Source organism: Haemophilus sp. CCUG 60358 (genome assembly GCF_001679485.1).
Taxonomy (GTDB): Bacteria; Pseudomonadota; Gammaproteobacteria; order Enterobacterales; family Pasteurellaceae; genus Haemophilus_D.
The window spans coordinates 112,946-126,017 of record NZ_LZOZ01000015.1 but is presented as its reverse complement, the minus strand read 5'-3'; the positions used below and the strand labels follow the sequence as shown (position 1 = coordinate 126,017).

Annotated in this window: 11 protein-coding genes; 2 read left to right on the top strand and 9 right to left on the bottom strand. The window is 37.0% G+C overall.

Features of this window, described 5'->3' with window-relative positions:
• Positions 1 to 37 precede the first annotated feature (37 nt).
• From A9500_RS07730 to A9500_RS07695, 4 genes are all read right to left on the bottom strand, one after another.
• Positions 38 to 1,813 carry a ShlB/FhaC/HecB family hemolysin secretion/activation protein gene (locus tag A9500_RS07730; protein ID WP_065244494.1) on the bottom strand — a complete coding sequence of 592 codons (1,776 nt, stop codon included), beginning with the start codon at positions 1,811 to 1,813 and terminating at the stop codon, positions 38 to 40.
• A 173-nt stretch (positions 1,814 to 1,986) separates the two neighbouring features.
• The gene (gene imm45, locus A9500_RS07725; RefSeq protein ID WP_065244493.1) at positions 1,987 to 2,328 is read right to left on the bottom strand and encodes an Imm45 family immunity protein; all 342 of its coding nucleotides are present in this window, start codon (positions 2,326 to 2,328) and stop codon (positions 1,987 to 1,989) included.
• A gap of 1,010 nt (positions 2,329 to 3,338) precedes the next feature.
• Complete coding sequence (locus A9500_RS07705; RefSeq protein ID WP_065244489.1) at positions 3,339 to 3,581, bottom strand: hypothetical protein; 243 nt, start codon at positions 3,579 to 3,581, stop codon at positions 3,339 to 3,341.
• Positions 3,582 to 4,007: 426 nt separating this feature from the next.
• Positions 4,008 to 4,214: a hypothetical protein gene (locus A9500_RS07695; RefSeq protein WP_065244487.1), complete on the bottom strand. Its 207-nt coding sequence runs from the start codon at positions 4,212 to 4,214 to the stop codon at positions 4,008 to 4,010.
• Positions 4,215 to 4,466: 252 nt separating this feature from the next.
• On the opposite strand from A9500_RS07695, the gene A9500_RS07690 reads away from it, so the two are divergent.
• Positions 4,467 to 4,769 carry a hypothetical protein gene (locus tag A9500_RS07690; protein ID WP_014064485.1) on the top strand — a complete coding sequence of 101 codons (303 nt, stop codon included), beginning with the start codon at positions 4,467 to 4,469 and terminating at the stop codon, positions 4,767 to 4,769.
• Positions 4,770 to 4,857: 88 nt separating this feature from the next.
• Here the strand turns inward: A9500_RS07690 and A9500_RS07685 are convergent, their stop codons facing one another.
• From A9500_RS07685 to rimO, 5 genes are all read right to left on the bottom strand, one after another.
• Positions 4,858 to 6,312 carry a DASS family sodium-coupled anion symporter gene (locus tag A9500_RS07685; protein WP_065244486.1) on the bottom strand — a complete coding sequence of 485 codons (1,455 nt, stop codon included), beginning with the start codon at positions 6,310 to 6,312 and terminating at the stop codon, positions 4,858 to 4,860.
• Between the two features lie 170 nt (positions 6,313 to 6,482).
• Entirely contained in the window at positions 6,483 to 7,418 is a 936-nt protein-coding gene (locus tag A9500_RS07680) for an alpha/beta fold hydrolase (RefSeq protein ID WP_065244485.1), read from the bottom strand.
• A 54-nt stretch (positions 7,419 to 7,472) separates the two neighbouring features.
• Positions 7,473 to 8,588, bottom strand: coding sequence for an aspartate-semialdehyde dehydrogenase (asd, locus tag A9500_RS07675; protein ID WP_065244484.1), 1,116 nt, complete (start codon positions 8,586 to 8,588; stop codon positions 7,473 to 7,475).
• A gap of 138 nt (positions 8,589 to 8,726) precedes the next feature.
• Positions 8,727 to 10,745, bottom strand: a complete 2,019-nt coding sequence (locus tag A9500_RS07670; RefSeq protein ID WP_065244483.1) for an adhesin — start codon at positions 10,743 to 10,745, stop codon at positions 8,727 to 8,729.
• 39 nt (positions 10,746 to 10,784) lie between these two features.
• Positions 10,785 to 12,122 (bottom strand): 30S ribosomal protein S12 methylthiotransferase RimO, encoded by a 1,338-nt coding sequence (gene rimO / locus A9500_RS07665; protein WP_065244482.1) that lies wholly within the window; start codon positions 12,120 to 12,122, stop codon positions 10,785 to 10,787.
• A gap of 165 nt (positions 12,123 to 12,287) precedes the next feature.
• Between rimO and A9500_RS07660 the strand changes: the two genes are divergently transcribed.
• Positions 12,288 to 13,004, top strand: coding sequence for an MgtC/SapB family protein (locus A9500_RS07660; RefSeq protein ID WP_049364256.1), 717 nt, complete (start codon positions 12,288 to 12,290; stop codon positions 13,002 to 13,004).
• The last annotated feature ends 68 nt before the right edge of the window (positions 13,005 to 13,072 follow it).

Here is a 13,072-nt window from a genome sequence, read left to right as displayed (position 1 = left end):
TGGTTTTAATCAATTTATTCATCTAAAAGCGTGAGCATTAAAAACGGTAGCTCACATTAAATCCGGTTGTCACATGACTGGTTCTAAATCCTTCCGGTTTTTTAATTGGAACACCCACGAAATAATCATAGTTAATGCCCCATAGTTTGCCGCGAAGCCCAATTGCGCCACCCATTAAGCTATCACCAATTTGAAGCTCTTCTTGGCTAGAGTGCACTTTACCTCGGTCAATCCCTAAATAAAGCTCATGTCCTTTATTGGCAATATCCCAACCCAACTCATTTCGCCATAACCAACCTTTTTCACCGGAAAGTGATAGCTCGCCATCAAATCCTCGCACGGTATAACGACCACCAATACTAAATTTATCTTGTTGTGTTAAAGGTGTACCGTTCCATTGTCCATTCCAACTGGTGTTAAAGCGGAAAGGCTGGTTGCCGATAGTGAAAGGATAGGTAAAATCAATGCCTGCAGTAAAAATCTGCATACGGGAAGTCCCTTCACCAAACTCTTCTTCCGGAGCAGGCAAAGATTTATTACCACCTGTACCACGTTTATAGTTCGCAAACAGTTGTAACACTGTTTCACCAATGTATTGGGTGTGATTAAGTCCCACTTCCCAACCAGCGGTTCGACGACGTTGCACTTCAATTTCAGTGTCATTGATGTAGTTATGTGATTTTTTCGTCCATAACGCGGCATTCACATAGGTTTTATGAAGACTTCCACGAGATAATAAGCGACTTAAATTAGCTTTCATTTGTTGGCTTTCACCTGAATAGGTGTAAGACTCAAACGCACCCGCCACTGTTTGATGATAAGAATATTTTGAACCGGAAAGGGTCAAGAGATAGTTCTTCCAGGGAATAGAATAATAGAGACTGACATTTTTACTGCCATAATCGCCTTCCGCATCATCGCTATCACGTTTAAAGCTACGTGTACCACTGATATAGAACATATCATTAAGTGTTAGCACGTTATCCCAAGAAAACGTAGCTGAACCTTGTAAACGACCCGTAGCTTTACTGCCTGAGTCATCTAGTCCCAAGGTTAAATGGAAAGGTAAGCTTTGCTTATAAGCAATCACCACGTCTGTTTCACCTACCGCATCTGTTGGCACAAGCTCCATATTCGCATCAGCACTCGGTACACGTTTTAAGTTTTCTAAACCCTGTTCAATATTACGAATATTTAGTATATCCCCTTCTGCCATCGGCATGGCAAACCATAAGGTACCACGGGTGGCAAACGGAATCGCACTTTGGTCTTGTAATTGAATACGACCTACTTTACCCGGAATCACGGTAAGTACGAGCATACCTGAACGTAAATCCTGTGGCTCCACTACCACACGTGTAGTGACATAACCAAAATCAATTAAACGATTTTGAATACGGCGAAGTAATACGTTAATCCCCTCTGAGCCAATACAAGCAGGCAGCGCAAAATCACGCTCAGCATAAACTGACTTTAATGCCCAAGAGAATTGGCTTGGTTGGATTAATTTAAGGGAAGAGGCTGATGAATTTTCTTCTTCAGCTTGATAATCGGTCAGCACCAGTTGATTGATAGGAAAACATTGTGCTTCATTTTGTGGAAAGCCAAGTGAGGCTTCTTTTTCACCCTCCAAGCGTACATTCGCGGATTGCGTTTGCTGCGCTAAAATAGCGGCATCTTGTTCCGCTTGTTGTTTTTGTTGCTGGGCATCGATTTGTTTTTCTACATTTGTATTTGGTGAGCTAGGTGCTGCCAAAGCGAAAGAGGAAATAAATAATAAACTAGAAAGAAAAGCGCGTGATAAGTTCTTCATTATACTGCAGAGATTAAGTTGTTGATAAATTTCCAATATGATATCAAAAACCGCTCTAAAATTCTATAAGCTTATATTTTTAATAAAAAAAGCGAAGTCAGCTTTGAGTGGTTTTAAAACTCTTTTAAAATTGACCGCACTTTAATCCAACAATTTCTTTTGTATAAGAGCTATTAGAATGGAAGTATTGAATCATTTTTTGATATAAAAACTTTGTCACACTCTTTGTTTAGATATAAATAATCATATATGTTTTTTTCTATCCAATTCTTATCTAAAGAATAAATTGCGTCTTTTTTAAAAGCCTCTTTAGGAAAGATAAGCGCTATTTTTCCAGCCTTATAACCAGATATAGATAACAATCCAAGCGGTCTGTCAACATCCTCTGTTTCAAAGATAATAAAGTCCACGACTCGATCTGTGTAATAATTCTCACCCTTATTCTGGATAAAAACTCTAAATATATCCCCAGACCATAACAATTCATCTTCATATTCTTCTAATAAATAAAACATTGTCACACCTTAATTATCTCATTCTTGCATCATCAGTAAGTCATTAATATTTATTATTACCTAAAGAATATATTAATAAAAATAAAACAAATAGAGAAAGCCATATCTTTAAACTAAAGAATAAATGCTCTTTACTTACAAAAAAATCAATCTGATCAACATTACCTGTAATAAACCATGCATTTATATAAAAAATAAGTTGCAGAATGATAGTCATCAAAAAAGATCTTTTTAAAATAAGTAATAAATATCTCATACCTACTTCTCTTTTTCTTTTAATTTATCATGTTAAATACAGTCCATAACTTTCAAACTTATGACCTCTCGTTCCTCATTTGTCTTATCAGGAAGATTTTTATATTTCTCATAACATTATTCAAAAATTTTTTGTTCCTCATATGGCCTTTCAGGTATCACATCCCCATTCCAGAACCGAACAAAATAACTATTAGAAGAAACACATGCAGTCAAAATACTACAAAGTAAAAAGAGACTGAGATTGATCTTGTTCATTTTTATCTCCAAAATATTTTTTCATTTCAACTACTCTAATCTCGCTTAAAAAAGAGAAGATATATCGGCAAAGCAACCACCTGAAATTTTAGAGACATAAGTAAAGCTTCTTTCATAAGAACTGCATATTGCAAATTATTCCTTCCCATATCTAACTGAACTATCACCATAAACAAGAAAAAAATGAATGTAACAGCTATAAAAAATTTTAATATTTTTAAAATCATTATTTATTTAGATGGTAAGTATAGATTCCACCTTTCTCCTTTCCTCTAAAGAATATTCCTTTTATATATTAAATATATCATACAAACTTAAAATTAAAAAACCTGAAATCATATATTCTAAAAAGTTAAGATTAATTTTTATAAAATTATCTATAAGATAAGAAAAGCTATCGTGTTTTAAAACACTATAAATAATACCAATCTCACTGATAATTAAAATAATAAAAAGGTTTCTAATTAACCTTTTAAAACATTTATTTTTCTTCTTTATCATTTTCTAAGCCTATCACTAAAAAATAGTTTTACTAAATTTAATGCTTTTTCCTGATAGAAATCCCTCCAATCATCCCATTCTTCAGGTCTTCCTACCATCTCCCACTCATCAAGAGCTAAGGCATTTAATATTTCCATATTAAGCCAACTATCTAAATGACCATAATCTTTCTCCATTTTATGGACAAACTCGTTATAGAGAAAAATATGACTTGTAATATCTAATTCATTATCTTTCATAGGTAAAATTAATAAAATCAACTCCATTAAAACAAAAAACTTAGTACATTTATAATACTTTTTATTTTTTTCTTTTATAATATTTTATTGAAAAATCAAGAAAACTAAGAGGTAAATACATAACTAATGTTGGGGTCAATGCATCTTTAAATGCATCTGAATTCCAATACACTTCATTAAACTTAAAATATATAAATAGAGAGAAAATTATATCTCTAGAGATAAACAATAAATATAAAAGAGAAAACAACACTAAGTTGCTAAACCATGAGTTTTTTCTAATCTTATTAAGCATGTTTTCCTCGAGAAATTCAAATTATTGTTTTAAGCTGTGTAAATAAAAAATTCAAGAATAAATATAAAAAACAGGTACACTCGACCTTGCTATCTAATCCCAAATTCCTTTTTTCTTAAGCATTTGATTAATTACAGGTTCGATTTTTCCCTTTCCTCTTCAGTATTTTCCGGTAAATATTTTGTTTCTTCACAACAAATATCCTGTATGTTTTTTTCTTTATCAGATAATTTCGTTGGAATGTTACCATTCCACCATCTGACAAGATAATCATCTTGATCTATACTACAACTAGATAAAGTAAGAATATTTATAATGATTAATATGGCTTTTTTCATTTTAGTGCTCATTTCATTCATTAAAATTTAACTTCAATTAGTGAAAATAGATTTTACAACATCCTATTTAATCACCAATAGAACCTCTTCACAATCATACCAAAAATTGTTCATTCTTAAACCAATTGAACAAGCCATTTGAACTAACTAATTTTCCAAACAGTCAAAGCAATCGTAAAAGGAATACTTTTACACGCCGGATTGCATAAGTGCTGAGGCAAGCAATCCCGACAAAAATAGAGGAGTAGATTTATGAAATCTAAATTAATGAAAGGGTTAGTGATTGTTGCATTAGCAGGAAGCTTAACCGCTTGTGAAATGGACAGACAACAACGTCATACTGCAACAGGTGCAGCAATCGGTGGTGTAGCCGGTGGTTTATTGGGTGGTGATATTGCCACAACACTCGGCGGCGCAGCATTAGGTGGTGTAATCGGTAGCCAAGTGAATAAAGGCGGAGACTACGATGACAGAGAATATCGCCATCATAAAAAACATAAAAGACATCACCACCACAGAAAACACCGTGATTGGGATGACGACTGGGATGATTAATTTAAAATACAGATAAAAATGACCGCACTTTTGAGATACAAATCAAAGTGCGGTCGTTTTTTAGGGATTATTTATGAATTAATAAGGATTACCACCAGCCAAGGAGTTTCATCCATAATCCACCCACACCAAACCAAATCACTAATGAGAGGATGGAAACAATAAAGCTCACGCCCCACCATTGACCGGTTGAGTTATAACCTGAACCGTATAGTGCTGGACCAGGACCACCTGCATATTGCGTTAAGCTCATGGATAATGTTGAAGTGTAACCTAAACCAATTGCAGCAATGATTGGTGGTGTACCCACTGCGATAGCCGCTGCCACGAAAGCGAGATACATTGCGGAAATATGCGCCATGGCTGAAGCAAAGAAATAGCGGGTATAGAAATACACCAACACTAAAATAGTAAAGGCAACTGGCCAGCTGAAACCGCCTACAGATGAGGAAATGTGGGTGGAAATCCAAGTGATTGCACCGTATTTGTTAAGTGCATTTGCCATCATCACCAATACCGCAAACCAGAACATCGTATCCCATGCAGTGGTTTCTGCCACGATATTTTTCCAGCTCATAATATTGGTTAATAATAAAATAACTAAACCGATAAACGCTGAAATTGTTGCAGGAATATGGAAGACTAAATCACCCACCGTCCAGAGGAATAAAAGAAGGATAAAGTCTAGGGCAAGAATCCATTCCGCTTTGCTCATTGGGCCCATGCTTTTTAATTCTTCACGTGCCATTTCTGCCATTTTAGGCGTATCTTTTAATTCTGGCGGATAAATTAAATACACGAAATAAGGCAAGACGATTAAGCTCACAATACCTGGTACGATCGCCCCTAAGAACCATGTCATCCAAGTGATTTCTACACCTTGGCTTTTCGCAAGTTCTGCAATTAACGGGTTACCCGCCATCGCAGTTAAGAACATAGTACAAATAATGGTATCGATTTGAGAGACAACAATCGCTAAGAATGCACCAGCACGACGAGCGGTTGGACCAGGTTTAGACTCATACGCATCAGCAATAGATTGCATAATTGGGTACATAATACCGCCCCCACGCGCAGAAGCCGAAGGAATCCCCGGACCGATAACAACATCAGCTAACGCCATACCATAAGCCACGCCCATCATTTTTTTACCAAAACGACCAACGAAGTACAGCGCGATACGTTTACCTAAACCGGTTTTAATCACCGCGCGAGATAAAAACATGGCAATAGCAATCAACCAAATTGTGCCATTAGCAAATCCGGATAACATACCAACATCACCTTGTTTTGGCGAAATTGGTGTAAGTCCAGTTAATCCACTGATCACCAATGCCACCAAGGTTGCAGCACCCATAGGCATGGCTTTCGCGATAATAGCTACAATGGTTGCCACAAACAGTGCTAGCATTCCCCAGGCTTTAGCGGATAAACCTTCTGGTGTCGGGATTAACCAAATCCCTAAACCAATGATGACGGCTATCAGCAGCCCCTGCCATTTAAAGCCAAGTTTGACTTCTACTGCTGGAATTTTACTTTCCATAGGATAACTCCTAGATAAATGAACAAAAAATAATTCATCACGGATAACGACCGTGACGCAATCGATTAAATAAGCGGTTATAAAGATACCACTTATTTAGTACGAGTAAAGATTTAAGCGATGTTTTTAATAAAATTTGATGAAAACTTGATGCAGATTAAAAAACAACTTTAAGAATGAAGAAATTGATTCACACGCTTAAGCACGGCTTTTCTCACGTTATCCTTTTCAAAAAGAATTTCATGTTTTGCTTGAGGTACAAGCATGGATTCTGCATGCGGAAAAAGTGCGGTCAATTTTTCAAGATTTTTGTTATCTACAATCTTTTCCTTTTCCGCTTGTAAGATAAGCACAGGTGTTTCTATTCTTGGGATGATTTTAGGAAGCGCTTTGATTGCATTTAAACACAAATGTACCCAACGGAAAGTCGGGCCGCCTAAGTGAATATCAGCGCGTTTTCGATTAACTCGGTTCATCCATTTCATTCGCGTTTTAGAATGGCTAAGTTCATTAAGGTTTAAATCTGCCGGTTTGTAATGTCCTTTGCCAAAAACATAACGATGACCTTGACCAAATGCCATCATCGTTGCAATGATGACTTCATCTCGTAACGGATGTTTCATGGGAACGCCAAAGAAAGGCGAAGAAAGCACAGCCTTTTTAATATGATGATCATAATTGGCCAGATAATAGGTGGAAATCAAAGCGCCGAGAGAATGTGCGAGAATATATTGCGCTTGATAAGCATAAAGTGCGGTCGCTTTTTCAATGATTTTTGCCATATCATCGGTATAAAAACGAAACTCATCTAAATGCCCTTTTTGAGGAATAATACGCTGTGAATAGCCTTGTCCTCGATGATCAAAAAGCAAAACATCATAACCTTGTTGGTAAAAATCATAAGCCAATTCAGTCCATTTCAGCATATTTTCTGCTCGACCATTCACCAAAATCATCAATTTTCTGACCTCGCTTTCAGGCTGAACAAAATGACGATAAGCTAATTTGATATTTCGTTCACCAGAAAGATATTGCGTCGGAAATTGCTCAAAAAAAGGCAATAACTCTGCAAGAGCAAATTGATGAAAATGAGGTTCTCTGATCATAATTTTCTAATGAAAAGGGCGTAGTAAATACGCCCTTTGTAGTGAAAGTAAAACTTATGCCACCAATTGTTTTAAGATACGGCGAACTGGCTCTGCAGCCCCCCATAATAATTGGTCACCTACAGTGAATGCCGCTAAGTATTCCGGACCCATTGCCAATTTACGTAAACGACCAACTGGTACGCTTAATGTACCTGTTACTTTAGCTGGGGTTAATTCACGTAATGTGGTTTCTTTGTCATTTGGAATCACTTTCACCCATTCATTGTGAGATGCTAAAATTTGTTCAATTTCTTCTAATGGTAAGTCTTTTTTCAATTTGATAGTGAATGCTTGGCTGTGGCAACGTAATGCACCGATACGTACGCATAAACCATCAACAGGAATTGGATTGTCGCTTAAACCTAAGATTTTGTTGGTTTCTGCATAGCCTTTCCATTCTTCTTTAGTTTGTCCTGTTTCTGGGAGAAGTTTGTCAATCCAAGGGATTAAGCTACCACCTAATGCCGCACCAAAGTTATCCGTTGGGAAGCTATCAGAACGCATTTCTGCTGTCACTTTACGTTCAATATCTAAAATTGACGAAGCAGGGTCTTTTAATTCACTTGAAACCGCTTGTTCTAATAAACCCATTTGTGAAAGCAATTCACGCATATTTTTTGCGCCTGCACCTGAAGCCGCTTGATAAGTTGCGACAGATACCCATTCCACTAAATCTTTTTCAAATAAACCACCGATAGCCATCAACATTAAGCTCACGGTACAGTTACCACCTACGAAAGTTTTAATACTTTTTTTCAAGCCTTCAGAAATCACGTGTTGGTTTACCGGATCAAGCACGATAATCGCATCATCTTTCATACGTAGTGCAGAAGCAGCATCAACCCAATAACCGTCCCAACCTGTTGCTTTTAATTTTGGATAGACTTCATTGGTATAATCGCCACCTTGGCAGGTCACGATAATGTCTAATTTTTTAAGTTCTTCAATGTCGAATGCATTTTTAAGCTCACCTGCCTCTTTTCCTGCAAATACAGGGGCTTTTTGACCTGCTTGAGAAGTGGTGAAGAAAACTGGATTAATATTGGCAAAATCTTGCTCTTGCACCATACGATCCATTAATACGGAACCGACCATTCCGCGCCAACCGATAAAACCGACGTTTTTCATGAGTTTTTCCTTATTTTATGTTGTGTTGAATGGGTCTATTAATTACAGGCTTTATGCTACAAAATCAAGTTTTTTTAAAAAAAATGAGACTTTGTTTAATTTTTCTCAATAAAAAATCCCCTTTCGGGGATTTATTGATTATTTATCTGCTTTTTTCGTGGTTTTCTTTACCGTTTTTTTCGGCTCAGATTCACCTTCAGATTTGACCGCACTTTTCTTTGCTGTGGTAGACTTTGTTGTCTTCTCTTTTGTCGTTGCGGATTTAGTTGCTTTTTTCTTTGGCTTTTCAGCTAAATTTGCCGCTTTCCATTCCTCAAATTTTTCAAGTAATACTTTACCCATTGGGCTTGGATCGCCTGTAAATAAGGTTTGTAAACCATTATTTTCAATGATATGACGGCGAAGTTCTAAACGTTCTTGATGGTTTTCTGCTAAACGAATAGCACGTTCAACATATTCATCTACCGTATTTGCAATTAACCATTCCGGTAAACCTAAACGCTTAAATAACCCTTCATCAATATGTTCGTGAACTTCTGCACCCGTTTTACATACCCCCACTAAACCTAATGTCACCATATCAATAATGCCATTCGTATTCCCGAATGGGAATGGATTCACCATCATATCGCAGTTATGCAAAATACGAAGATATTGATCATAAGGTGCATGTGGATGAGCTGTCACATCATTGCCTAAATAAGATTTAATAAAACGCTCAACGTAAGGATGTGTCACACCACTGGATTGACCTAAAGCAAAGTGGAAATGAACCTTAACATTCGCACGATCACGAATAGCCTTTAATGCTGCTAAGAAATAGGGGTTAAGCTTCATTGTGGTAGAAGCAATACCAATATTCACGACTTCAGGATTTTCACGTAAACGATATTCTACGTGTTGTGGCGCAAGCGCTGAAGGCACATAAGGCAGAGCATCTTTTGGTAAACGCAATAATTGCTCACTGAAACATTTTTCAGAACCAACATAATCATCTTCCACTATTACATATTCAATAAAATCAGAATGGGTTGTAGCTGGATGGCCTAAAGCAATCACTTGAACTGGTGCAAGACGCGTGTTACTTGCAAAAATGGTGGTTAAATCCATACCAATACTTGGCATATAAAGAACCGCAGCACCATTTTTTTCGCAAATATCTTTTAATCCATTCAATTTATCAAAAATATTATCACCTTTTAATAAATGGAATTCATCAAACACCGCTTGTCCCGCTTCGTCTACAGCTTCATTACCTACACCAATTAAATGAAAATGCTCACGCGCAGCAATCATTGAAGTGGAATGCGTACGGTAAATTGAATGAGATGAATGGAAATGCTCCAATAATACAACCATGACAGGTTTGCCATTACGTTCACCTAATTTAGTGACATTGCGATCAGTCCACCCACCTTGTAATAGGTGACGACGAATAACTTGGTTTAATGCTTTTTTCACCCAGTGTTTATTTTCAGCAATATCGTAGCTGCAATGCATATACACATCATGTGAAATTGCACTTGGTACATTATTTAAGTTTTCAATCGTTGCTAATTTTTCAGGGAACCATTGTAAAATGGTACTACGTTTAGAAAAAGCTTGATCTGTCGCGATAAAACGAGGTGATTGCAAGGCAAAACAAAGGGATGCACATAATTCAGGGCCTAAATTCCATAAAGCATCGAGATTGATATTTATATTCGATTCTGGCAAATACAAAATATAAAATTTAATTAATGATGATCTAGAATTATCCAAGTGGAAATCGGATAAATTAGCCTTATCTGGATTACGGTTATAGGTTTGCAATACATGATCGGCATTTACAAATGGCGATGATGCAAAAATCATGTTAATCCAACGTTGTAAGGTTAAGAAACGTTGTGCACCACCTTCAGAAATATCTAATTGAGGATCAGAAAATAACTCACTTATCGCTACCGCTACACGGGTACAAAAATGCTTGATCTTCTCTTGTACTAATTCATCATTTAATTGATTAGGATAATCAATTTCAATACCTTCTACACCGCCAAAATTACTATCTATTTTGCTTAAAATATCGAGCAATTCCACGCAAGCTGCTTCATAATTTTTTGCCGCTACTTCTTGTTCAAAACGGATAACACTTGGTTGTTTTTGTGTTTCTGCCATTTCTAAATTCCTTTGATAAAAAATAAATAAAATGAATAATTAACAGGTTCCCCACAGATCATATTCATCTGAATGGGTAATGGTTACTTTAATAAACTCGCCTACTTTCACAGGCGCACCACTTAGATTTTCAATATAAACTAAGCCATCAACTTCTGGCGCATCAGCTTTAGTACGGCCAATGATACCTTCGTCATCAATTTCATCCACAATTACATCAAGCGTTTGGCCAATTTTTTGTTTTAATCGTTCAACCGAAATTTCTTGTTGTAACTGCATAAAGCGGTGGAAACGTTCTTCTTTTACATCTTCAGGCACTTGGTCGGCCATTTCAGTTGCAGGTGCTCCCTCTACCAGGCTAAATTTGAAACAGCCCACGCGATCAAGTTGTGCTTCTTTTAAGAAATCCAATAACATTTGGAAGTCTTCTTCTGTTTCACCCGGGAAACCTACAATGAAAGTTGAACGCAAGGTTAAATCCGGACAAATCTCACGCCATTGCTTGATACGCTCTAAAGTGCGGTCAATTTTTCCTGGTCTTTTCATCGCTTTTAAAATTTTTGGACTCGCATGTTGCAATGGAATATCCAAATAAGGCAACAATAGACCTTCCGCCATTAATGGAATTAAATCATCCACGTGAGGATAAGGATAAACGTAGTGTAAACGTACCCAAATGCCTAATTTACCAAGTTGTTTACACAAGGTCATTAAGTCATTCTTAATTGGCATACCATTCCAAAAGGCGGTTTTCACGCCACCTTCTTTGCGTTGTGTATCCATCGCATAAGCAGAAGTATCTTGTGAAACAACCAATAACTCTTTCACTCCCGCATCAGCAAGACGTTTTGCTTCATCCAATACTTGCGTGATAGAACGGCTTTCTAAATCCCCACGTAATGAAGGGATTATACAGAATGTACAACGATGATCACAGCCTTCTGAGATTTTCAAATAAGCATAGTGTTTTGGTGTTAATTTCACCCCTTGTTTTGGTACAAGGCTGGTGTAAGGATTATGCTCTGGTTTTGGTACGTATTTATGTACTTGTGCCATTACTGTTTCATAACTATGCGGACCGCTCACTTCCAATACTTTCGGGTGAACTTGGCGAATTTGATCTTCTTTCGCCCCCAAGCAGCCAGTCACAATCACGCGTCCATTTTCTTCCAACGCCTCTCCAATAGCTTCTAGAGATTCCTGCACGGCGCTATCAATAAAACCGCAAGTATTCACAATAACCAAGTCCACATTTTCATAACTTGGCACAATGTTATACCCGTCAGTACGTAATTCGGTCAGAATACGTTCGGAATCCACTAAATTTTTAGGACAACCTAAACTTACAAAGCCAATATTCGGCGTTGATTTTTGCATAAATTTATTCTCAGCTATCATCATCTTTCAAGACTTTAGATTTTACTCAATTTCAAGCAGAAAGGCGATAAATTAAAGGTAAATTGATTGTAAATTTGCCCATTAAAGTCCTTTTTTCAGGTAGAATAACGCCCGTTTTCTTATTTACTCATATTCATTATAAACATGGAAAATTCTTCTCTTTTTTCGACCGCTCTTGAACAGACGGCTTATTTACTTATTCTAGGGAAAATGCTACTCGCACTTGTACTTGGCGGGATTATTGGCTTAGAACGTGAACTTAAACACAAACCGGTTGGGGTCAAAACCTGCGCCATTATTGCGGTGACAACTTGTGTACTGACGATTGTATCCATTCAAGCTGCAGAACATTATGCGCAAGTTTCAGATAATATCCGAACAGACCCTATGCGGCTTGCCGCACAAGTAATCAGCGGCATCGGTTTCTTAGGTGCTGGGGTTATTTTGCACAAGAAAAATGATGCGATTTCAGGCTTAACCACAGCTGCCATTATTTGGGCAGCAGCAGCTATCGGTGTGGCAACAGGTGCAGGCTTTATTTTTGATGCGATTATTGCCACTTTAATGATTTTAATCGCCATCCGTATCAGCCCGATTGTGCAACGTTATGTTCGTCGTAAAACCTATAAAAAACGTACTCGCTTAGCTATTCAACTAAGTTCTGCGAACGGCATCAGTAAAGTGACAGATTTATTATTGAAACATGACTATCGCATTGAAAATATCTCGGTAAAAGACCAAGCGAGTGGCGAGGTTCGCTTGCAAGTACGATGCTACAATATTGATAATGAAATGCTAAAAGATGTCTATACGCTATTAAAAACAGAAGATGAAGTACTGAGTGTGGATGTAGAAAATTAAAATCAGCTTAAAATAACACATTACTTCTATCGTAAAACCTATACTTGCTAGACAAAAAGTTAAACACT